The organism is Amazonocrinis nigriterrae CENA67 (assembly GCF_016056305.1).
Lineage (GTDB): Bacteria > Cyanobacteriota > Cyanobacteriia > Cyanobacteriales > Nostocaceae > Amazonocrinis > Amazonocrinis nigriterrae.
Window position 1 is genome coordinate 1 of record NZ_JAECZC010000025.1, and the last position, 22,537, is coordinate 22,537.

17 protein-coding genes and 1 pseudogene are annotated in these 22,537 nt (G+C 43.7%); 14 read left to right on the plus strand and 4 right to left on the minus strand.

Annotation, left to right across the window (positions count from 1 at the left end; translation table 11 throughout):
- Window positions 1–233: 233 nt before the first annotated feature.
- The 5 genes from I8748_RS14630 to I8748_RS14650 all read left to right on the plus strand — a co-directional run bounded on the left by I8748_RS14630 (window position 234) and on the right by I8748_RS14650 (window position 4,317).
- The gene (locus tag I8748_RS14630) at window positions 234–401 is read left to right on the plus strand and encodes an NblA/ycf18 family protein (RefSeq protein ID WP_096557148.1); all 168 of its coding nucleotides are present in this window, start codon (window positions 234–236) and stop codon (window positions 399–401) included.
- A 406-nt stretch (window positions 402–807) separates the two neighbouring features.
- Entirely contained in the window at window positions 808–1,365 is a 558-nt protein-coding gene (locus tag I8748_RS14635; protein WP_198125310.1) for a globin family protein, read from the plus strand.
- A 71-nt stretch (window positions 1,366–1,436) separates the two neighbouring features.
- Window positions 1,437–1,925: a globin family protein gene (locus I8748_RS14640; protein WP_198125311.1), complete on the plus strand. Its 489-nt coding sequence runs from the start codon at window positions 1,437–1,439 to the stop codon at window positions 1,923–1,925.
- Between the two features lie 374 nt (window positions 1,926–2,299).
- Window positions 2,300–3,565 carry a HEAT repeat domain-containing protein gene (locus I8748_RS14645; RefSeq protein ID WP_198125312.1) on the plus strand — a complete coding sequence of 422 codons (1,266 nt, stop codon included), beginning with the start codon at window positions 2,300–2,302 and terminating at the stop codon, window positions 3,563–3,565.
- 146 nt (window positions 3,566–3,711) lie between these two features.
- Window positions 3,712–4,317: a HEAT repeat domain-containing protein gene (locus I8748_RS14650; RefSeq protein ID WP_198125313.1), complete on the plus strand. Its 606-nt coding sequence runs from the start codon at window positions 3,712–3,714 to the stop codon at window positions 4,315–4,317.
- Window positions 4,318–4,744: 427 nt separating this feature from the next.
- Here I8748_RS14650 and I8748_RS14655 read toward each other — a convergent pair whose 3' ends face one another.
- Window positions 4,745–8,692 carry a Dyp-type peroxidase gene (locus tag I8748_RS14655; RefSeq protein WP_198125314.1) on the minus strand — a complete coding sequence of 1,316 codons (3,948 nt, stop codon included), beginning with the start codon at window positions 8,690–8,692 and terminating at the stop codon, window positions 4,745–4,747.
- A gap of 591 nt (window positions 8,693–9,283) precedes the next feature.
- Between I8748_RS14655 and I8748_RS14660 the strand changes: the two genes are divergently transcribed.
- On the plus strand, window positions 9,284–11,470 hold the full coding sequence (locus I8748_RS14660; protein ID WP_318781227.1) for an ATP-binding protein: 2,187 nt from the start codon (window positions 9,284–9,286) through the stop codon (window positions 11,468–11,470).
- Between the two features lie 13 nt (window positions 11,471–11,483).
- On the plus strand, window positions 11,484–11,870 hold the full coding sequence (locus tag I8748_RS14665) for a response regulator (protein ID WP_198125315.1): 387 nt from the start codon (window positions 11,484–11,486) through the stop codon (window positions 11,868–11,870).
- A 54-nt stretch (window positions 11,871–11,924) separates the two neighbouring features.
- On the opposite strand, the gene I8748_RS14670 is transcribed toward I8748_RS14665, so the two are convergent.
- Window positions 11,925–13,118, minus strand: coding sequence for a DUF7453 family protein (locus I8748_RS14670; RefSeq protein ID WP_198125316.1), 1,194 nt, complete (start codon window positions 13,116–13,118; stop codon window positions 11,925–11,927).
- Window positions 13,119–13,812: 694 nt separating this feature from the next.
- On the opposite strand from I8748_RS14670, the gene I8748_RS14675 reads away from it, so the two are divergent.
- Window positions 13,813–15,828 (plus strand): response regulator, encoded by a 2,016-nt coding sequence (locus tag I8748_RS14675; protein WP_198125317.1) that lies wholly within the window; start codon window positions 13,813–13,815, stop codon window positions 15,826–15,828.
- A 145-nt stretch (window positions 15,829–15,973) separates the two neighbouring features.
- Here the strand turns inward: I8748_RS14675 and I8748_RS14680 are convergent, their stop codons facing one another.
- Window positions 15,974–16,192: a hypothetical protein gene (locus I8748_RS14680; protein ID WP_198125318.1), complete on the minus strand. Its 219-nt coding sequence runs from the start codon at window positions 16,190–16,192 to the stop codon at window positions 15,974–15,976.
- Between the two features lie 275 nt (window positions 16,193–16,467).
- On the opposite strand from I8748_RS14680, the gene I8748_RS14685 reads away from it, so the two are divergent.
- The 6 genes and pseudogenes from I8748_RS14685 to I8748_RS14710 all read left to right on the plus strand — a co-directional run.
- On the plus strand, window positions 16,468–17,130 hold the full coding sequence (locus I8748_RS14685) for a class I SAM-dependent methyltransferase (RefSeq protein WP_198125319.1): 663 nt from the start codon (window positions 16,468–16,470) through the stop codon (window positions 17,128–17,130).
- Window positions 17,131–17,458: 328 nt separating this feature from the next.
- Entirely contained in the window at window positions 17,459–18,199 is a 741-nt protein-coding gene (locus I8748_RS14690; protein WP_225896418.1) for a phycocyanobilin:ferredoxin oxidoreductase, read from the plus strand.
- A gap of 468 nt (window positions 18,200–18,667) precedes the next feature.
- Complete coding sequence (locus tag I8748_RS14695) at window positions 18,668–19,186, plus strand: phycocyanin subunit beta (protein ID WP_198125320.1); 519 nt, start codon at window positions 18,668–18,670, stop codon at window positions 19,184–19,186.
- Between the two features lie 89 nt (window positions 19,187–19,275).
- The gene (cpcA, locus tag I8748_RS14700; protein ID WP_198125321.1) at window positions 19,276–19,764 is read left to right on the plus strand and encodes a phycocyanin subunit alpha; all 489 of its coding nucleotides are present in this window, start codon (window positions 19,276–19,278) and stop codon (window positions 19,762–19,764) included.
- A 373-nt stretch (window positions 19,765–20,137) separates the two neighbouring features.
- Window positions 20,138–21,007: a phycobilisome linker polypeptide gene (locus I8748_RS14705; RefSeq protein WP_198125322.1), complete on the plus strand. Its 870-nt coding sequence runs from the start codon at window positions 20,138–20,140 to the stop codon at window positions 21,005–21,007.
- Window positions 21,008–21,268: 261 nt separating this feature from the next.
- A pseudogene (locus tag I8748_RS14710) lies at window positions 21,269–21,493 on the plus strand (phycobilisome linker polypeptide); the annotation flags it as partial.
- A 93-nt stretch (window positions 21,494–21,586) separates the two neighbouring features.
- On the opposite strand, the gene I8748_RS14715 reads toward I8748_RS14710, so the two are convergent.
- The gene (locus tag I8748_RS14715; RefSeq protein WP_198125323.1) at window positions 21,587–22,483 is read right to left on the minus strand and encodes a HEAT repeat domain-containing protein; all 897 of its coding nucleotides are present in this window, start codon (window positions 22,481–22,483) and stop codon (window positions 21,587–21,589) included.
- Between the last annotated feature and the right edge of the window lie 54 nt (window positions 22,484–22,537).

Genomic DNA, 22,537 nt, shown 5'->3' on the forward strand with positions numbered 1-22,537 from the left:
ACCCCAGAGGGGGCCCCGAAGCTCCCCATCCCCCCTATTCCTCCAGATTCAGGCAAATCTGCCAACTTTCAGATGCTATCTCTGAATGCAATTTGTATAAATTATTTTAGTTACCTCCTTTTATTCGGAAACGTCTAAAAGGGTCTACTTGTCAAGTATGTGTTACTTTTGTTAACCTAAATAGACAAGGTTAAACAAGGCATTGCGTTGCGAAAAACCGGAGAGTAGAAACTATGGATATTCCAACAGGACTGAGCTTAGAGCAAAAATTCAACCTGAAAGTCTACGAAGAGCAGGTTAAGGGGTTAAGCCAAGAGCAATCTCAAGAGTTTCTCCTAGAGCTATTGCGACAATTGATGATCAAGGAAAACGTAATTAAGCATCTGCTCAAGCAAGTTTAGCTGTCTGCTGATCAACAGGCGCAATCTACCCTTGCTTTGTCACTCCATTGTTTTGAAGTATATATAGTGGTTCTTAATTGTCTGCAATATGCTCCCCTAGGGGAATTCAATATTAAAAATCCTAGGAGAACAATTCGTTTCTGAGAATTGTGCAATTTAAATGGAAGCTGAGCGACACTGCTAACTTCCCTGAAATTAGGTGTGTCATTGACCTGAATATCTGAAAATCCTTATATTTATTGCCCTCAGTCAGTGTCTTCTGACTGGGGGTTATTTTGTGAATGTTAAGGATTGTTACTTTGTTTTTCATAACTGAGACTGAGGTAACCTTCATCTTTTATGTTCTATATGTCTTGTCAAACGACAAGCAAATGATTCTTACTTTTACCGAATCAAGGAGAGTTCAATGGTTCTTGATGCATTCGATAGAGCGGCAGTAACAGCAGATGCCAGCACTTCCCCTATTAGCTCTGCTGCAATTGCAGACCTGAAGAAATTTGTTGCTGAAGGTAACAAGCGCTTGGATGCTGTTAACGCGATCGCTAGCAACGCAAGCTGTATCGTTTCTGACGCCGTAGCTGGTATCGTTTGCGAAAACCAAGGTTTGATCCAAGCTGGTGGTAACTGCTACCCCAACCGTCGCATGGCTGCTTGCTTGCGTGATGGTGAAATCATCCTGCGCTACGTTACCTATGCTTTATTGGCTGGTGATGCTTCCGTTCTAGACGATCGCTGCTTGAACGGTTTGAAAGAAACCTATGCAGCTCTGGGTGTACCCGCTACCTCCAGCGTTCGTGCTATTCAAATCATGAAGGCTAGTTCTCTAGCTCACATCAATGACACCAACACTGAAGCAAATGGTGGTAGAAGATTCCGTCGCATGGGTTCAATCCAAGGAGATTGCTCTGCACTGACCTCTGAAGCAGCTAGCTACTTTGATCGCGTTATTTCTGCTATCAGCTAAGTTAGCAGTAATCGTGATTTGCTGATTGAAATTGAAACCACTGTTAAAAATAATTCTGGAGATACTAGGACATGACTATAACCAGCGTAATTAAAGCTGCTGATGCAGCAGGTCGTTTCCCCAGCACTACCGATTTAGACGACGTTCAAGGCGCTCTTGCAAGAGCAACTGCTCGTTTAGAAGCTGCTGAAAAGCTAGGTGGTAATCTTGATGCAGTTGCTAAAGAAGCTTACGACGCTGCTATCAAAAAGTATCCTTACCTGAACAACGCTGGTGAAGCGAACTCTACTCAAGTTTTCAAAGACAAGTGTCTGCGTGACATCAAGCACTACTTGCGCTTGATCCAGTACAGCTTGGCTAGTGGCAGCACCAAGCCTTTGGATGAGTGGGGTATTGCTGGTCAGCGTGAAGTATATCGCTCTTTGGCGTTACCAACTGCTCCCTACGTTGAAGCATTGACATTTGCTCGCAATCGTGGTTGCGCTCCTCGTGACTTGTCTGCTCAAGCACTAGTTGAATACAACGCTCTCCTCGACATTGTAATCAACTCCTTGTCATAGTCGAATTGCTATATTTGTAAGCTCATGACAGGGTAGGATTCCTGCCCTACAAGCCTGAGGACTCTTGGCGTGTTGCTTTACCCTTAGAAGGTAGAGTACTAGCAAAGAATCCCCAGGCTTGTTTTTATGTATAGCAAAGTGGGGAATTGGGAATTGGGAATTGGGAATTGGGAATTGGGAATTGGAAATTGGGAATGGGGAATTGTTATTAGTTATTTCTCCCCTACTCCCCTCCTCCCCTGCTCCCCATCTCCCCTGCTCCCTATCTCCCTCATCTCCCTCATCTTCCTCATCTCCCTCATCCCTCTCCTCAAGAACCTCCCCAAATCTATAAGATAATTTTGTATACAGGCTGCTTGATGACTGCTAATTTTATGGATAAACGCTTTTTTAATATCTTTAATCTCACAGAAGACCAAGCTATAAACATTTTAGATACACCTCAAAACCAGTTGGATGAGGATGATTCTCGCTATATTGCGGCTTCCCATCTTGTAAATTTCCCCACTGAACGTTCCATAAATGCTCTGATGCGAGCGGTACAGCAAACCGATTCCTCACTGGATAACCGCATCGTGCGACGCAAGTCCGTGGAGACTTTAGGGCGGCTACAAGCGACACAAGCTTTGCCCGTAATTCGCACCTGTCTGGCAGATGAAGATAGCTATACCGTAGAAAATGCAGTTTGGGCGATCGCAGAAATTGGCACTCAAGACTCAGATATCCTAGAAGAAGTTGCCCAACTGCTGGAAAAACCAGGGCAAACATATCGGGTAATTATTCATACTCTCACGAAGTTAGATTACAAACCTGCCCTAGAAAGAATTCGCAACTTTGTAGATGACGAGGATGCACCCATAGCAAGTGCTGCGATCGCCGCAGTTTGTCGTTTCACCAGAGACTACACTCAGATGACGCGGGTAGTTGCAATGTTACAACACCCAAATGTGTTTGCCCGGCGGTTGTCCATCCAAGATTTGATCGATGCTAAGTATTATGATGCTATTCCCAACATTGCCAGGTGTCCGGTATCCCTGGTGTTTCGACTACGGGGAATACGGATGCTAGCAGATGCTGGAGTTCCAGAAGGTGCCATTAGCTTTGCAGAGATTCAACCTTATTTAGAGCAAACATTGCGCGACCATCCCAACGATTTAGATTTGGTGCATAGGTACGATCAACTACCCACCTTATCATTTTTAATACAGCAATTGTATGAAACAGACTTTGGACGCTGCTATCTAGCAACCAAGACGATACTCGAACAGCACTCAGACACTGCACCCGCTGCACTCTTGGCCGCCTATGCAGAAGAAGCTAGCAACGACTATGGTGCCCATTTCCATGTGATGAAATTGTTCGGCTGGCTCAAACATGCTCCTGCCTACGACCTATTAATTGAAGCATTACACAACCCTCAACCGCAGTATCAGAAATCTCGCACAGCAGCAGCGATCGCTTTGAGCGAACTTGGCGATCCAAAAGCCATTCCCGAACTGAAAAAAAGCCTGGAAACAAAAATCTGGGACTTGAAATATGCCACCTTAATGGCATTAGAGAAACTCGGCGATACCAGCGCTCACGAAATCGCCGCCCATGATCAAGACTGGTTAATTCGTGCAAAAGTAGGAAAGCACTGAAGAAAGCAGGGGAGCTTTCGGAGCAGGGGAGCTTTCGGAGCAGGGGAGCAGGGGAGAAATAACTAATAACAATTCCCAATTCCCAATTCCCAATTCCCAATTCCCAATTCCCAATTCCCAATTCCCAATTCCCAATTCCCAACTTTATGACTCAAGAAGATCTGTTTCAACAACTAAAACATCCCAACCCTCACTTGCGAGAACGGGCGATATCGGAACTGGCAGAAACCCGTGATGAAACTACTCTTCCTCGACTGATGGATATTTTAAAAGAGGAAGATGTTATCTATAGACGGGCAGCTGTGAAAGCACTGGGCGCTATTGGTTCAGATGCTATCCCTCTGCTAATCGAGCAATTGCTGAATAGTGACAATGTAACTATTCAAAGCAGCTGTGCGAAAGCTTTGACGCAAATTGCTGTCAACTATCCAGACACTCCTTTTCCTGACGAAGCTTTGCAAGCATTAAAGACTGCACTCAATGACCCCAATCCCGTTGTCGGTCTGACATCCGTGATGGCTTTGGGTGAGATTGGTGTTCCTGGGTTAGACATTTTAATTGAGTCGCTAGAGACAACAGATAATGTGGCCCTAGCAGTAGCGATCGTCAATGCCCTCGCTACCGTTGGTGATAGCCGGGGGTTGGACGTACTCACAGCAATTATTAATGATGAGTCTGCCGACTCCTATGTGCGGGAGTCAGCCATCAGTGCATTATCTCGTTTGGAGTTAGTGAGAAAGAATAGCAGATGAACACCGTAGAGAAGCGATCGCCCTTAGAAGTCATTTAACGTGACGTGAGTTCGACAAGTGCTGTTTTGACCTCTCCCCCAACCCCTCTCCTTGTAGGCTATCCATTACCCGGATCTTTCTCAACATTTGTGAGAGTATTCACTCACGTTTTTTCTAACCCTTATTAGTTCGTCGTTAATTCTTAATAAAAACGCAGTTTTAGCGAGGATAATAAGCGCGAATTTGTCAAGTATGTCTAATCCCTCAGTTGATAGGATGGTTATAAAACAAGGGTTTCAAGATTGTAAAGAAAGATGTGACTAATGGATAGCCTTGTAGGAGAGGGGAGTAAAACCCTTTTTTGTTCGTTCCTCCTCCCTCTCCATTAAGGCGAGGGAGGCCGGGAGGGAGAGGTTCATCGAACTCACGTTGATATCAGTCCTGATGATTACAAAGGCGAGGGCGCTGGCAGATGAAGTGGACGACGTTGATGTTGCTCTTGGTGCGCCGGGAACATGGCAACAAAAAACTCAGACCAACCACCCATGCGAACTCGGAGTAAATCATACTTTTCCGGGTTACGGGTAGCACCTGCAAAGGTTTCGGGATTAGCACAAGTAATAGTCAAAATGTTGGAACCATCCCCTTGAGCAAAAGCACGGAGAACTTGTTCCAACTGTTCTGCTGGAAAATCTTCACGGATGTTCAAGTCAGTGGGCGCTCCACTAGAGTAGATACTGCTGCCCTCACCTGTAAATCCTTGTAAAACATTGAGAAATTTTGCTTCTTGATGATCGATCGCCAAATCTGTCATACTTGGCGCTGGGCTAAGGTCGGATGCTAAAGTTTCACCTGAGCGTCGTCCATCGGCAGAAGCGCCAGTGGTAGCACCAAATTCAATATAGTTTTCAAACGTACCCACTCCTGGCATAATTTGGAAACCACCGAATGGTTGCTCAGGGGTGCCTAATTGTTGAGCTAAGTCCACCATTTTTTGTGCCGTGGGTAAAGCAGGATCAGTGAAGACTTGTACACCAGTCTCCCCTACCCGACGAATCAAATCATCCCCAAATTTGTCAATTTCTGGATTACCTCGACCGTAGCGGGGAAGTTGGAGAGCAACTTCTCGCAATTTTTGAAAGCGCTCAGCCATTGCAGCAATGCGAGCCGGGCCTGCTAATGTACTAATGAACGGCTCTTGCATGGCATAGCCCCAATCACACATTAAAGCATCGACAAGTTCTGGTAATGAAGTAACGGCAGTGCTAGGTTCAAATACCATAGATTTGATGGCATACAAGGAGTTGATGGTATTAGCCAGGGCCGTAAAACAAGGTGCAACCATGTTATAACGCGCTCCCCCAGCATACAAATCTAGTCCCTTGTCGAGGCAATCATCAATGACAACAGACAAAAGAGGTGAGGGGCAAACTTGACTCATTTGCCCAAAAACTCCCAATAGCCCATCGGCTTGCTTGGCATACATCCAGCGGATGTGGGTGAGAAATAGCTCAACTAATTGCTCAAATGACTTAATCTCTTTAGGCGGAACAGAAGTAAAAGAGATCCGCTGTCCTCGGAAGAACATGGGGCCAGCAGTTAACCAAGATTTCCCTTGATTGAGAGCAGCTTCCAGTGCCTGTAGTGTGAGGACACCACCTAAAGTGAACCAATTTTTACCAACAATTTGAGGTTCATAACAGCCATCACAAGCATAGTTACGAGCATCTTGTAGTTCAACTTGGCTACGCCACAGTGCCCCAACTTTTTCTTGTACTGGAGTATACTCAGTCGGGGTTTGTCCTTCTCCAATGCGATCGCCACTTTGTTGTAAGCCAGGAATGATTTTCTCATCGCTTAATAAGATGGGATGGGCACCACCACTCAAAATTGCCAGAGCTGCTTCTTGCAAGTATTCGGCTGGAATATCTTTTCGTACCCGCAAGGACAAACAAGGCGCATTTAACGGTAGACGGCGGGCTGCTCGTAAACACAATAGCGTAATTTTGTTGTAAGCAGGTAGTCCTTCACCAGGGCTGTTGTCTGCGATCGTCCCGCCAACGGTGACTTGTTGAATCCATTGATTGTTGGCTGCTCCTTGGGGATAGTTGCCACTCATCCCTCCCATTGCTAGGTTGCCGTAAGGTTGATGATCCTCAACCATAGTGCGGTTGAGTTGCACTTTTTCCCCTATTTTGATCCAAAAACAGTCAATAATTTCCTGCGCTAGTTCATCATTTAACCGACCTTCAGCAATATCACGTTCATAGAAGGAATAGAGCATTTGGTCTAATCTACCAATAGCGGTTGCCTCACCAACTAGTTGCAAGCAAGCGTGATAAGTAAAAATTAGCTGTGCGGCTTCCAGCAAAGTTTCTGGCGGTTGCGTTGCTAGTTTTGTCATGCGAGTAGCGATCGCTTGCAAGTTTTCGCGTTCAGCCTCTTTCCCTTCAGGCAACCCATTGGCCATTTCCTCTGCTAGTTTGGCATAAGCAAGACAATGGTCACGAACTCCTTCTAGCGCTAAGATTGAAGCTTTGTAAAATTCTTGTTTTTTCTGGTCGGTTGTGGCGTCCAGGCGTTTTTGAATATCAAGTATCAATCCCTCAATCCCTAAGTCAAGCACTTTTTGAAAACCAGGGACAACATGACCTACCCCTGAAGCGTAGCTTAACCCTCGGAAGAAATTGGGAATTTGCTCTTCTTCTGTGGTGTAATCCATCACATAGCGCCCTTGTCCTAATCCCAGGTTAGGTAGGGCACCAACAATTAATTCTTGTGGTTGAAGCCGATAAGTATCTGCACCATTGAGCCAATTGCCATTGGGCTGCTCTTTGCGTCCTCGAAAACCATATTCATGACTGACTAATACATATCCCACGCTCATTTTAATCGCCCAACCCATACGCTCTGCCACAGATAGTGACATCACTTCAGCCGCTTTTTCAATTCCGTACTGGCGCTCTACATACACCTTAAGGTGTTCCATTTCTTGTTGAGAGCGATTAAAGTACCAATTATCTTCCCAGCGAGAAAAGGTGTTTGCTAATAACCGCAAGACTCGACTAGAGGGGGGTAGAAATTGCAGCCTTTCTTCTGCTGTCATAGTCCCCATCCGATACAGATAATCTTTGTGGTTATAGTACATATAACCGTTTGTTGAACGTAGGGTAAAGTGGCGGTCTAATCGGCTCCAATCCACACCTGGAAAGTACTTCCAGTCTATTTCTTCATAAGTTTTCAACTCAATTGGACTCAAGTCTAAATCAATCTGGCTGGGAATATAGAACAACCCTCCTAAATCGGAATTGACGTTGGTCAGCAAGCGATCGCGGATACATCCTGCCTCAAAGCCGATTTGACTATCCAAGATTGACTCTAGGACTTTTACATCTTTGGCATAACCTGCAAAGTAAATCCCTGCTTCATCCCGCAGGCTTGCACCTTTTCGCTGCAAGTCTTGATTATGAATGGCAGGGGATTGTCCAAATGGCAAACCCAAGCGTAAAATCCGGGTTGTATTGCCTTGTTCATCTTGGACTCTGGAACACTTGATATGGCTACGAGTGTCCCGTGTTGGAATCAAAATGTCGTCTGTTGTGCGTCCCACTAAATCTTCGATTTCGTCAGGACTCATATTTAAAATATTGTTCCAATTGATGGAGAATCGCTGAGATAAAGAAAAAGAAGCACCAATATGAACGGGGTCTTCAAAACCAACAATTGTTTGCTCTTGAATTGTGATCGGGTCAGATGGGTTATTCAGGTTTTCTGAAAAACGACATCCTAATACTTTGCCGCCTAATTTATCAGGAGTGATTGATTTGGTAGAGGCTGCTTGATATACGGTGCGAGCAGGGTCAACACACTGTTCCACGTTTTCCAAACGTTCTCGAATAAACTTGAGAACGCCTTCGCAATAATCATCATTATCTGACTTGATGTGGAACCATAAATCTCCTTGGCTATCTTCTAAAGTACCAGCAGAACGTGCAAATGCAGGGAATACTCCATCTGGATACTTTTCTAAAAATTGCTTTATTCCTAGAGGAACTGAGGTAGAACTCTCAGAACACCATTGATTCCACAAACTGAACCCTACACCCACAATCGCTGTTGTATTGCTACTACCATAGAGGTCATGGATCTCTACCCGTAAATCTGCCATCAAGCGCGTTAACACTGCTTTTGTTAACGATTGTCCTGAACCTTGAGAATAACGCCAAAAGGTAACAAACCTTGCATAAGGAGAGGGATAAACTAACCCTCGCTGTACATATTGCCAAATCATGTAGCTGAGACGATCGCCTTGAGATGTTGATAAATCTTCAGCGTGACGCTCTACACCATGAAAAGGGCAAACACTTTGTGTGTTAATTTCGTTTTCTTGTAACATATAAATTCTCCAAGCTGCAATAAAGTTTGCAAATGATTCAACAGACTGAGGACTTACGCAATAATGAGGTGAAACCCTCTTGATTTTTTGTCCTTTTGCGTTTTCTCATAATTTGGCATCAGCCCTCAGACCAAGACAAATTGGATGGAGTGAGTAGCCATTAACTAATACCAATTCCAAAAATATTGGCGACATATAAACCACCTGCACACTTCGCGCACCATTTCCGAAACTGCACAAAGGTTGGGTAGGTTTCTAATTCATGTGTTGCATTTTTTTCAAATTAGTATGATTTCATGTGCAAACTACTCATCCATATTTGTTAATTTAATTAGCCTTAAAGAGCAACATAATTGAATTTAAAAACAATATTTTAATATTTTTGTACAAAAAAAAATAAACCAAGAAGTGAATTCAGGATAGCTGAATTCTTCTTCAAGAAACCCCCTGGCTACGAATTCAATAAACACTTTCTTCCCCCACTCCCTATGTTTTCTATGTTTTTTGAGAGGTAAGGGAAATACACCCCAAGTCAAGGGAAGCAGCACTTGGGTCTTCTATGGATTTAAAATAAAGTACAGACTAAATTATGTGCAACGATTAATTGTCTCTCAAATCGTTGCCCTTGCTTTTATGTCCAAGCGCTCAACCCCTCGGCAATCTTTACGAACTCGTTACCAAAAATCTGGCTCAACAAAAATAAATCAGCCGCAACAAGAGCAAAAGCTGCTGCAACCTGTTTTTGAGAAAGCTTGTGATGCGATCGCTGTCACGGATGATCATGGTTGTTTAATCGAGGCGAATGCTGCTGCTTGCCAACTATTTGGGCTATCACATCAAGCACTTATAGGGCGGATTTTAGCCGATTTTACGGATGGTGAGTTTAACTTTGCACAAGTTCGTTTAAGTGTGCAAACCAACAGCCAACAAACTGGCGAACTCTACTTGTTGCGTCCCGATGGCAACCACCGAGAGGTAGAATATAGCTTAACCTTGGATGTGGTTCCCCATCGTCATCTCGTAATTTTGCGAGATATTACTGAACGTAAGGAAGCTGCACAAGATGAGTTATGGTGTCAGCGACAATGGGTTGAGTTGTTTTCGGAAGTAACCCTGAAAATTCGGCAATCATTGCAGTTAAAGGAAATTCTCCGGGCTACAGTCACAGAAGTGCAACGAATTCTGCAAGCCGATCGCGTGCTGATTTATCAAGTCTTCCCCAACGGCACAGGTAAAGCCATTAGCGAAGCCGTTCTTCCAGAATATCCCGCCATCCTCGATTTGGAGTTTCCCGAAGAAGTTTTCCCACAAGAATATCAGCAGCTATACGCCCAAGGACGCGTGCGGGCGATCGCCGATGTCCACGATCCAGATGTCGGGTTAGCAGATTGTTTGATAGAGTTCATCGACCAATTCGATATCAAAGCCAAGTTGATTGTGCCGATTGTGCAAAATTTGAATTCCCATCAACAGAGTGAATCGAAGTCAGAGAATCAGTTGTGGGGATTATTGATTGCTCATCACTGCGATCGCCCCCGCAGGTGGGTGGATTTTGAACTAGAACTGATGCAGCAACTAGCAGACCAAATTAGCATTGCTTTGGCTCAAGCGCAATTACTGGAAAACTTGGAAGAGGTTGTAGAAATTCGCACTGCTGAACTCAAGGACGTAAACCGCGATCTCCACCAAGAAATTAATGACCGGATGCAGGCTGAAGCAGCATTGCGGCGCAGTGAAGAACAACTACGCCTGATTACCAATGCCTTGCCGGTACTCATTGCCTATGTGGATAAAGAACAACGATATCGCTTTAATAACCAAGCCTATGAAGATTGGCTAGGACAGACCCCAGCAGCAATTCACGGTTGTCATCTCAAGGAAGTATGGGGAGAGGACTGTTACCAAAGAATGCACAACTATGTGGAAGCAGCTTTATCAGGTCACGTAGTCACCTACGAAAATGAAATCGTATTGAGGGATGGTATCTCCCGTTCAGTGAATGTCACCTATATTCCCCATGTTGATGAGCAAAAAACCGTCAAAGGCTTCTTTTCTCTAGCCAGTGATATTAGCGATCGCAAAGCCATTGAAAGGATGAAAGACGAATTCATCTCCGTAGTCAGCCACGAATTACGGACTCCCCTTACCTCCCTACACAGTGCCTTGAAAATCCTCGCTACGGGGCGATTGGGCACTCTCTCACTAGATGGACAGCAAATGCTAGCAATTGCTGATGAAAATACTGAACGGCTAGTGCGCTTGGTGAATAACGTTCTAGATTTGCAGCGCATTGAATCGGGCAAGTTCACAATGGAAAAACAAGCCTGCAATGCCGCAGATTTAATGATTCAGGCGACCGAGGCAATGCAACCTATGGCCCAGCAACATGGAGTCACCCTAGCAACAAAGCCGATAAATATCCAGATTTGGGTAGATTCAGATTATATTGTGCAAGCACTCACTAATTTACTCAGTAATGCTATCAAATTTTCATCACCTGGCGGCACTGTTTCGTTAAAAGTTGAGTGTTTACAACAATCTCAAGTTTTGTTTTGCGTTCATGATGAGGGACAAGGAATTCCTCAATCCAAACTCGAAAGCATCTTTGAACGCTTTCAACAAGTTGATTCATCAGATTCGCGCAAAAAAGGAGGCACAGGTTTAGGGCTTGCCATCTGCCGCAAAATTATCGAACAACACGAAGGTAAAATTTGGGCAGAAAGTACACTAGGGAAAGGCAGTACCTTCTGTTTCACATTGCCAGTGTTGCATGGCTAAGAGACAGGTTTCTATGGTTAGCAAACGAATTTTGATTATTGATGACGAAGAAAGCATTCAAACGGTGGTGCAATTTGGTATCCGTATGGCAGCAGGTTGGGAAGTATTTACTGCCAGTTCAGGGCCCAAAGGCATTCAAACTGCCCAAACCGAACAACCTGATGTTATTCTTTTGGATGTGATGATGCCCGATATGGATGGTATCGCTACTTTTAAAGCACTCCAGTCACATCCTGAAACTGAACACATCCCAGTGATTTTTCTAACGGCTAAAGCACAGACATCAGAAAAGCGTCAATTTCATGATTTGGGCGTGAGTGGTGTGATTACCAAACCCTTCAACTCTCTTGACCTACCTGATCAAATTGCCAAGATTCTCCATTGGCAACTCCAAAGTTGAAGGCAAAAAGCACAAGTACTACCCTTTCACTTTAATATCTAACCGGACATGATATTAAAACCGAAAAACCCCATTTAATTTTCTTTTCAGAACTACACCCGTGCCTAGAGTACCTAAAGCTAATAGACCTAATGTGGAAGTAGATTCGGGAATTGATTCTAAAACTGGGTCGGCACGAAAAACACCAGTGATAGTATTACCAGCGTCATCTAAATACTCAGCATAGAACGAGATTTGACCTGAATTATTTAGACCACCGCTGAAAAAAAGATTTGTCACTGTGCCGCCTAAAAGAGAGTCTCCGATGCCAATCACTTTATCTGCAACAGGGTCTGAACCTGTGAAGATGCCGTCGGCAAAAACATTTTCTGACCCATCACGTAATTGTCCATTGAAAGCTACTTGATTATTGTCATTAATTGCAAGCCTAAAAAATCTGCTAAACAAGCCACTGGTGTCAGCAACAGTGGTAATTGTTTCACCATCTCCTGTAAATATCCCTTGTTCCCCGTTCTCTAGAGAAGCACTAAATATTACTGTTTCGCTATTATTTATATCAAACTCAGCAAATCCACCTGAGAAGAAACTAGTATTATCAACGATAGTTGTAATTGACCCATCTTTGCTCGTGAATACACCTTGTCTTCCATCTTTTAACTCAGCTTCAAAAGCTACTACATTAGCGTCGTTAATCACAGGTTCTTGGCTAAAAAATTGAAATGGGCCACTAGTGTCCACGATAGTTTTCAGAGGGCCACCATTGCCAGTAACAATCGCGTCGAAAGTCCTGAAAACCAATGTGCCACTATCATTGAAGGCGTTGCTTGATAAGTTAACCGTAAACAAATTATCACTTGGTCTTGCAACAGTGGTGACACTTTTACCATTACTTATGAACAGTCCTTCTTGAGGCAAGGTGTTATTTGCAAATGCTACTGTACCGCTGTTGTTAATTGCAATACCATTAATAGTATTATATCCTAAATTAAAGTTAACAACAGTAGTAACCGCTCCGCCATTGCTAGTAAAAATTCCTGTACTTGATAAGCCAAAATCATCTGCTCCTCCGGCAGCAAAAGCCACTGTGCCATTATCATTGATTGGGCCACCACCAACATATCGGAAGTCTCTACTGTCAGCGATTTTTGTAAAAGTAAAGTTGCCAGCTTGTGCCGAGTTGATGTTTATTGTTACTAGACTTAGGAAAGTACCAGCTAGAACAGCTAAAAGTTTTGGACAAGTACTCATGTCACTATTTACTTAGTGTGCTACTTGATTGATGAATTAATTACTATTAGTCTAAAATTAGAGATCATCAAAGAAATTAAAGTTTTAATAAAGTAATTGTAAATTTTAGTCAGATGAAATAAATTTTTTAATAAAAATGAAGAGTTAATTCAACTTACTATTTTTTTGAATGTTTCAATATCATTTTTGGTCAAGTTAGTAAATCAATAAAGTCTGCTATGCAATTTTTATTTACAATATGTCCTATTTAAGAGATTCCGTAATTTTCTAAAATCTTGCTACACCAACAATGTATGAGTTTTTACATCTTTATTCAGCTTCACAGTTGCCTGCGGAATAACCAAGGTCATCTTTCTGTGTTTTTGCGTGATTATCTGTAGTCAACTAAAAGAAAAATGGCAAAAATTAAACATAGCCAATGTCTCTAAGTACAAATGAACTTACTAGGTTGAGTAGGCGATCGCACTTTTAATCGCCTTATATCTCAATTTAGTTAGTATTCCGCGCTCAAATTTAATCAGAAACTTGAACTCCAAACAGCGTCAGACAAAAATTAACATCTAAAATTTCATATAATAGCAAGCCACTACTGTTACGCTAGACGCACCCTGCTTAGCTAACGAACTTCTGCCTTACACGCCCAGACAGTTCAACTTACCCACCCACAAGGCGATGAAGTTTCCCGGATGTGACTATGAAAATATTACTTGTAGAAGATGATGAGTCACTAATTGCCGTTTTGACGAAGAGCTTATTAGCACATCACTATGTTGTAGATACCGTCAAAGATGGCGAGATGGGTTGGAATTATGGTTCAACATTTGAGTATGACCTGATGGTGTTGGACATTATGTTGCCTAAGTTGGATGGCATTAGTTTATGCCAGCGCTTCCGGGCAGAAGGATACACCACACCAATTTTATTATTAACGGCTCAGGATACAAGCACCACTAAAGTCAAGGGATTAGATGCAGGCGCAGATGACTATGTGGTCAAGCCGTTTGATGGCTTAGAATTAATCGCCCGGATTCGGGCATTACTGCGACGCACCAGCGTTAATCCCTTACCTTTACTTACTTGGGGGGATTTATTTTTAAACCCTAGCACTTGTGAAGTCACTTACAACAGCCAACCCCTAATTCTCACAACCCAAGAATATAGGTTACTAGAACTCCTGCTTTGGGATAGTCAGCATGTATTTAGTACCACCGAGATTTTAGACCGATTATGGTCTTCAGAGGAATTTCCCGCTGAGGCAACGGTACGCTCCCATATCCGCCGATTACGTCATAAACTTGTAGCAGCAGGTGCGCCTTTTGATTTCATTGCCACAGTGCATGGACGCGGGTATTACCTGAAAGCACCCGGACAGGAAGCAAGACTCCAGCCTCCAGAAAGCCCTCGGCAAATCTATCCTTGTGTTGAGTGGCAAAGACAATTGCCTGCTGACTGGGAAGTGGAGATAACAGCAAAACAAGACAGTGGGGAGATCAGGGAGAATAAGCAAGACCCAATGCCCCATGCTATATGCGATCGCCACCCAGAACAGCAAGCACAATACCTAAAATTCCTCAATGAGACCTGGGTGACCACCAGACCAAAAAGCCTGGAACAATTAACAGTGCTATCTCAGGCACTGAAAGACTTACAAGCTGATTCACTCAACTGTCAACTTCAAGAACAAGCTCAACATATTGCTCACAAACTAGCGGGAACTCTGGGAACTTTTGGACTGACAAAGGGAATGCAGATAGCACGCAAACTGGAAGATTTGCTCAATAGTTACAAACCTTTGCAAATACAACAGGCGGCCCTGATGGAGACTTTAGTAAGCGCCCTACAACAGGAAATTTACAACAACACCTCGATCCAGAGCAATCAGTCACTCTCTTTTGCTTCACCTCAGCCTTTGCTGTCAAGCGACTCACCCCAAGACCCTGGTTCACCGCTGTTGTTGATTGTAGTTCCAGATCCCAACTTCACCGAATCCCTGACAAATGTAGCGGCAAGTTATCAGATTCGTACAGCGATCGCACCGACGATTGAGGCCGCTACAACCTGGTTAAACTCTACATCCTATCCTCAGGCCATTCTGCTCCAACTACCCTCAGTTAAATCTGGGTGTGAGACCACAGACTTTCTAGAATGGTTGCAAATGCTGTCACAGCATCACCTCAACCTGCCGATTTTTGTTGTCGGCGATCGCAGCAACTTGACAGACCGACTGGAAGTAGTGCGTCATGGAGGGAAACTCTTCTGGGAACCCTCCATTGCTCCTCAACAAGCGATCGCTGCTGTCATGCAACTGCTGAGTGGGTCAGATATGCAAGCGAAAGTGATGATTGTAGATGACGATCAAGATTGGTTGCGAACACTACCAATGTTGCTCAATCCTTGGGGATTTAAAGTCACTACCCTCGCAGAACCTCAGCAATTCTGGACAGTGCTACAAGCTGTAAACCCCGATGTGCTGGTTTTAGATGTAAATATGCCGCAGATCAATGGTTTTGAATTATGCCAGGTAGTACGCAGCGATCCGCGTTGGCGACAGTTACCCATTTTATTTTTGAGCGTGCTGAGCGATGCAAAAACCCAGAATCAAGCTTTTAACCTAGGTGCTGATGACTACTTGTGCAAACCAGTGATCGCTGTAGACCTTGCTAACCGCATCCGTAACCGCCTTCAGCGAGTGCGAGCATGGGCAAGTTGACCAAAACTAGGTGTGGGGGAGCCAGCCACACTGTCTCACACCCACAAGAGCCTGCGACAACAGCGCTTTGAAATTTGCCCCACTCTACTAGGTAGAGGTAGGGGGATTCGGCAGTTTTGGGTAAAATGTTTTTCGTAATTTTTACTTATCTGCCGTCTGGTGCGCTTCCTCGATCATCAATAGAAATTTCTGGACGTAAAATCTCACCTAGACGATCCCAGTGATCTTCTGTGGGCGCTTCCAACCGAATTTTCCATGCCCGCTCATCTTCTATGTCGGGAAAAATACGAGTAGCGATCGCGTTTTGCTCATCGTCTCGCAATTTATCAAACTCTGGGATCAAATGCTGAAGTAGTTCAGTCATGATTTCAATACGTGGATAATCCTTTACGTCGCATGATAGCTGATAGACAAGCTATCTGTCTGGTTTGACACTCCCAAAATTTTTAATTAGGGGATTCAAGGCTGCATACCCTCTGGACAGAACGACTTGGACAGCGAGGGGCGACATCTCTATCGGTCACTGAGCCGCAATTATTGCAATGGTGGGTAAACTCTGACAAATCTTTTTTACCTGTTTCATGCCCAAAATTAAGACAAATAATGATCTTTTAGCAACAGATTGCAGGAGATTTATCAATGCAAAGAGTTCTTGAACCAGAAGTGATGGATACGTCGGAAGAAGCTATTGAGTACGACGCGATGGACTTCACAGAAGTCAATACCGCATTTGCACAACGTGCTATGGAGTTGGGGCCACAATCTGGTCTCATTCTTGACGCAGGTACAGGTACTGCCCGCATTCCAATCTTAATTTGCCAGCAGTGTCCACAGTTGCGGATTATCGGCAACGACTTGTCAAAGAACATGCTGCTCATTGGTTCAAAGAATGTAGATCAGGCTGGTTTGCAAAACCAGATCTCTCTGGAATTAGGCGATTCTAAACAACTTCCTTATCAGGATGGGCAATTCGATATGGTCATCTCGAATAGTATCGTTCACCATTTGCCTGATCCATTGCCCTTCTTTCTGGAAGTCAAACGAGTGCTGAAGCCAAACGGAGCAATTTTCATCCGCGATTTAATTCGACCCGACAATGAAGCAACAATGAATGCCTTTGTTGAAAAGATTGGTCAAGAATCAGGCTACGACGAGCGCCAGAATATGTTGTTACGAGATTCTCTACATGCAGCCTTTAGGCTCGATGAAGTGAATGAACTTGTGCAAAAGGCTGGTCTGGAGGGGGTGAAAGTTTATCAATCATCCGATCTACATTGGACAGCGGAAAGAAAATACCAGTAGCCTCTTGAGCATTACACTAGAACTTACACACTGTACAAAGAAACCGTAATGTGTATCACGATATTTAGTCGTTTCAAGCGCTTTGCATAACCCTGATTTATTCGCATATTTGCGATCGCTGGGTGCTAAAAATGGCTGAAATAATCAAATTTTACATAGTACTTGTGTACAATGCGTAAGCCATAACACTGCTTGACGACTCGTAAAATGTGCTTTTGGCTTGACTGTGTTTGGTGCAAAGTAGATTATCGTCAACTGAGATTGCACAGATTTTGCACAAACCATAGGCCAATGTAGGGTATCAAGAGTTTATTTTGGATGGAAACCTATGACTAAGTTTATGCAAACATCACTGCGATCGCGTCAGCATTCCCTAATTCACAAACTAGCAAATTGCATTGAAGAAACTTGGCAAACTTACCTGGATTTATCTCCATATCAAGTTCCAGAAGATTTAGGTTATGTTGAAGGTTGCCTAGAAGGAGAGCGGCTAGTGATTGAAAATCATTGCTACCAGACACCGCAGTTTCGCAAGCTTCATTTGGAACTAGCTCAGGTAGGTAATTCCCTGGATATCCTTCACTGCGTGATGTTTCCTAATCCGGAATATGCTTTACCAATTTTTGGAGCAGATTTAGTGGGAGGGCGAGACAGCATCAGTGCTGCGATCGCTGATTTATCTCCCATCGCTAGCGATCGCTCACTGCCAAAAAACTACCAGACAGCTTTATCAAGCTTACCTGTTATCCAGTTTGCTCAACCACGTGCTTTGCCTCAGTGGGCTGATATTTTTTCAGAATTTTGTCTGTTTGTCCGCCCAATCGGTACGCCAGAAGAAGAGGCTTTTCTCACGCGAGTTCGAGAATTTTTAACCTTACATTGCCAAATTGCCAGTACAACAACTCCTTTAATTTCGCGCCTTGAAGTAGCCAAGGTACTCGCAGGACAACGATATTACTGTACAAAACAGCAACAGAATGATAAAACTCGCCGGGTTCTAGAAAAATCCTTTGGATCAGAATGGACAGAACATTATATGTCTACCATGCTTTTTGACTGTGTTGCCTGATACTAATTTGAGATTTGTCCTTTGTCATCAGCCCTTTGTCAAAGGGTAGGGAGGTTCCCTCGTTGAGTGCAACTGGCGTTCAACACAATTAAGTAGAACAGTTTAGCTTTATCCTTAATATTTCTTAATTGATTTTATGAACCATGTTTTTCAAATTGCACAAGATTTGCACAAACAGATTGCTTTAATCAAAGGTGGTTCATAAGGCACTGAATCCTTGACTATTAGGTCGGGTCGGGATTCAGATTTCTCTCACTCCATGAATATGGAGAATTGATTGCTCTAGATATCTCTGAAATTTTTGGGCTGTGCAGTAGGTTGTTCATCGACAAACAGCGTTAGAGGCTGAACTCTCCTTGTATTCCCTCAAAAAGCTTCGTTTGCTTGTTCATCATAACTCACAGCTCAATTTACTCATCAAGTAAGCCTTTGAGCCGCCTATTTTATTTTAAAACAGGAGATTCTCAAATGCTGGACGCTTTTACTAAAGTAGTTGCTCAAGCAGATACCAGAGGCGAATATGTCAGCAATTCTCAGATCGATGCTTTGAAGAATCTGGTAGCAGAAGGCAGCAAGCGCATGGATGTTGTCAACCGCATCACTTCTAATTCTTCCAACATAGTGGCTAATGCTGCACGGGCCTTGTTTGCAGAACAACCCCAATTGATTGCACCAGGTGGTAATGCTTACACCAACCGCCGCATGGCAGCCTGTTTGCGGGATATGGAAATCATCCTCCGCTATGTAACCTATGCTGTGTTTACAGGTGATGCCAGCGTATTAGACGATCGCTGCTTGAATGGTCTAAAAGAAACTTATTTAGCTTTGGGTGTTCCTGGTGCTTCCGTAGCGACAGGAGTCAACAAGATGAAGGAAGCAGCGATCGCGATCGCTAATGACCCTAATGGAGTTACCCGTGGTGATTGTAGCTCACTGATGGCGGAGTTGGGCAGCTACTTCGACCGCGCTGCACAAGCAGTAGCTTAAAGCCCTAGCCTTCAACTCTCACAAAAAAATCTCTTCACATACCCAAAACTAACAACCATTTTCCTCGATTTTTGCAAGGTACATTTAGCATGAAAACTCCTTTAACAGAAGCAGTAGCAGCAGCAGATTCTCAAGGACGCTTTTTGAGTGCTACAGAAATGCAAGTGGCTTTTGGACGTTTCCGTCAAGCTGCTGCTAGCCTAGAAGCTGCTAAAGTATTAAGTAGCAAAGCTGAGAGTTTGGCTAATAGTGCAGCCAATGCAGTGTATCAAAAGTTTCCCTATACTACTCAAATGCAAGGTAGTAACTACGCTTCTACCCAGACTGGAAAAGACAAATGCGTGCGGGACATTGGCTACTATTTGCGTATAATCACTTACAGTTTGATTGCAGGTAGCACAGGCCCCCTAGATGATTTTCTCATCGGTGGACTCACCGAAATCAACAAAACCTTTGAGTTGTCTCCAAGCTGGTATATCGAAGCACTCAAGCATATCAAAGCTAACCACGGTCTCAGCGGCGATCCAGCGGTGGAAGCTAATTCTTACATTGACTATGCCATCAATGCACTAAGCTAAGGGTTTCCTCTAGCCCAGAACAACAAAATACTGTTCATGTTGTGTTTCATTACATAACCAGTAGTTTGCAGTTCTGGGCATATTGTTTACCCTTAAAATTAAGGTTGACGAATTTGAGTTTTTAGATTTGGAATTTGGGATTGGGGATTGAATAATGCAAAATCCCTCAAAGTTTTACAAGCAAATAGTTTCAACTATGAAAGATAGGGCTTGCATTCGCTTGTATTGGTGTATTTTACTCAACTGCAATTCGCTACATAGCACAGTGCTGAATCAAGACTGTCTTAACCTATGTGACTACGGCTATCAATCCAAAATCTAAAATCCAAAATTGTATTAGTTAGCAACGTTAAACATACAAGGAAAAGAGCCAATGGCGATTACAACTGCGGCTTCCCGTCTCGGAACTACTGCCTTTAGCGACATTAAACCCATTGAACTGCGACCAAACTGGACGCTAGAAGATGCCAAAGCTGTAATTAATGCGGTTTACCGTCAGCTATTGGGTAACGATCATCTCATGGCAGCAGAACGTCTTACCAGTCTAGAGTCTCTGCTTTACAACGGTCAACTCTCGGTGCGTGAGTTTGTCCGCGCTGTTGCTAAGTCTGAGTTATACAAATCCAAGTTCTTTTACCCGCATTTTCAAACACGAGTAATTGAATTGAACTTCAAGCATTTGTTAGGACGGGCACCTTATGATGAGTCTGAAGTAATTTACCATCTAGATCTCTATCAAAATGAGGGATTTGACGCAGATATTGATTCTTATATTGACTCTGCTGAATACGAAGCTAACTTTGGTGATGCCATTGTCCCTTACTATCGCGGGTTTTCAACTCAAACAGGTCAAAAAACCGTAGGATTTACCCGGATGTTTCGTCTTTATCGGGGTTATGCTAGTAGCGATCGCTCACAGTTGGAAGGAACCAGTCCCCGCTTAGCGGCTGAACTGGCTAAAAATAGTACTTCTGCGGTGATTGCTCCTTCTGGTAGCACTGAAGGTTTTGCTTATCGCCCCTCTAAACAAGGTGTGGTGCCTAACCGTACCTTTGGCAGATCTTCACAAGGTTCATCCGATCGCCTCTACCGCATCGAAGTAGCAGGAATCTCTCTACCCAGATATCCTTGGGTTCGTCGCAGCAATAGAGAGTTCATTGTTCCCTACGAACAGTTATCAAACACCCTGCAACAGATTAGTAAGCAGGGAGGCAAAGTCGCAAGTGTAACAATTGCACAATAATTTTACCTGAGTTCGACAGATTTAAAAGATCCCTCTCCAAACCTCTCTCCTTTTAGGGGAGAGGCTTAAAAACCTTAACTTTTCGTGCTTTATCAAGAATTTCAGAGCCACCTCTCCGCGTCGGAGAGGGGTTGGGGAGAGGTTCATCGAACTCACGTTAATTTTGATGACTGGTGACTGATGACTGATGACAGTCAGCAACAAGTTTAATAGACACAAATTTTCAACCGCGATCATATCCTTCTAGGAGATATAACCGTTATGCTTGGAAGATCTGCATTAACGAGAGCTTCTAGCTCAACTTCAGATAATCGTATCTTTGTCTATGAAGTCGAAGGATTACGGCAGAATGAACAAACTGAAAAAAATAACTATCAAATTCGCAATAGTAGTACAGTTTTGATTCAGGTGCCTTACAACCGCATGAATGAACAGATGCGTCGCATTAACCGCTTAGGAGGCAAAATTGTCAGCATCCGTCCTCTGTGATCGGTAATGGGTAATGGGTAATGGGTAATGGGCCAGATGTGATGAATAATAGTAACATCCAATTCCCAATTCCCAATTCCCAATTCCCAATTACTGATTCTCTATTTGAGAAATTGCTAATTTGGCAAGTAGGCGCACAACTTCCAATTGGTCATTGAGTGCTGCTTTTAAGGGTTCTAGGGCGGTGCGATCACCCAGTTTACCGAGGGAAGTTACCGCTGCTTTTCTCACTTCACCATCGGTATCTCGTAACGCCAGAATCAGATGAGGAACTGCGGGAGGATAATTTAGCTGAGCTAATGCCGCAGCTGCTTCAGTACGAATTTCAGCAGATGGATCGGTCAAAGACGATACCAGAATTTTAGTTGCTTTTTCATCTGCTTGTTCTTGAGCGACATGAGCAAGGGCACCCACTACTGCACGCCTGACATCTACACAATCTGAATCTAATGCTTTATATAAGTATTCTGCCGCTTCAGAACCCATGAACGCCAGCGCCCAAGCTGCCTGACCTTTGGTACTTTCGGGATGTTCTGGCGAAGCTAAAATGTCTAGCAATGCTGGTACTGCTGCTTCACCTGTCCTTGCTAATGCTCCAGCTGCTGAGCCTTGGACTACTGTATCCTCATCATTTAATAAGGCATGGAGTAATGGGGGTACGGCTGTTGGATCAGCGATTAGGGTCAAAGTTTTAGCCGCAGCTCTTCGGATAACTGGATCAGGGTGATTTGCCAGCGCTTCTACCAAGAATGGGGTCGCCGATTCACCAATTTGACCTAGTGTCTCTGCGAAACGTAGCCTGACTAAACCTCGCTTATCTCCCAAACCTTCAAAGACCATCCGCCTCAGAAGTTGATGGTCATTGCGATCAAAGGTGTCAAGTGTGATTTGCTCAGTGACCATCTGAATCAGGGCATCGGTCTGTGCTTGAGCCAATAAAATTGGATCATCCCCAGATTGAGTTTCAAAGTTGAGCGTGTTACTCATCGCAAATTCCTTATCATTTTTCGTAAATAGTGTCAATAGTCATTTGTTCTTTGT

Bases quoted from the DNA above. Each gene is read 5' to 3' on its own strand.
- I8748_RS14690 (WP_225896418.1), top strand. From the start codon at position 17,459: ATGACTAAGTTTATGCAAACATCACTGCGATCGCGTCAGCATTCCCTA.
- I8748_RS14650 (WP_198125313.1), top strand. From the start codon at position 3,712: ATGACTCAAGAAGATCTGTTTCAACAACTAAAACATCCCAACCCTCAC.
- I8748_RS14670 (WP_198125316.1), bottom strand. From the start codon at position 13,118: ATGAGTACTTGTCCAAAACTTTTAGCTGTTCTAGCTGGTACTTTCCTA.
- I8748_RS14715 (WP_198125323.1), bottom strand. From the start codon at position 22,483: ATGAGTAACACGCTCAACTTTGAAACTCAATCTGGGGATGATCCAATT.
- I8748_RS14685 (WP_198125319.1), top strand. From the start codon at position 16,468: ATGCAAAGAGTTCTTGAACCAGAAGTGATGGATACGTCGGAAGAAGCT.
- I8748_RS14655 (WP_198125314.1), bottom strand. From the start codon at position 8,692: ATGTTACAAGAAAACGAAATTAACACACAAAGTGTTTGCCCTTTTCAT.
- I8748_RS14635 (WP_198125310.1), top strand. From the start codon at position 808: ATGGTTCTTGATGCATTCGATAGAGCGGCAGTAACAGCAGATGCCAGC.
- I8748_RS14695 (WP_198125320.1), top strand. From the start codon at position 18,668: ATGCTGGACGCTTTTACTAAAGTAGTTGCTCAAGCAGATACCAGAGGC.
- cpcA (WP_198125321.1), top strand. From the start codon at position 19,276: ATGAAAACTCCTTTAACAGAAGCAGTAGCAGCAGCAGATTCTCAAGGA.
- I8748_RS14640 (WP_198125311.1), top strand. From the start codon at position 1,437: ATGACTATAACCAGCGTAATTAAAGCTGCTGATGCAGCAGGTCGTTTC.
- I8748_RS14645 (WP_198125312.1), top strand. From the start codon at position 2,300: ATGGATAAACGCTTTTTTAATATCTTTAATCTCACAGAAGACCAAGCT.
- I8748_RS14630 (WP_096557148.1), top strand. From the start codon at position 234: ATGGATATTCCAACAGGACTGAGCTTAGAGCAAAAATTCAACCTGAAA.
- I8748_RS14665 (WP_198125315.1), top strand. From the start codon at position 11,484: ATGGTTAGCAAACGAATTTTGATTATTGATGACGAAGAAAGCATTCAA.
- I8748_RS14675 (WP_198125317.1), top strand. From the start codon at position 13,813: ATGAAAATATTACTTGTAGAAGATGATGAGTCACTAATTGCCGTTTTG.
- I8748_RS14680 (WP_198125318.1), bottom strand. From the start codon at position 16,192: ATGACTGAACTACTTCAGCATTTGATCCCAGAGTTTGATAAATTGCGA.
- I8748_RS14705 (WP_198125322.1), top strand. From the start codon at position 20,138: ATGGCGATTACAACTGCGGCTTCCCGTCTCGGAACTACTGCCTTTAGC.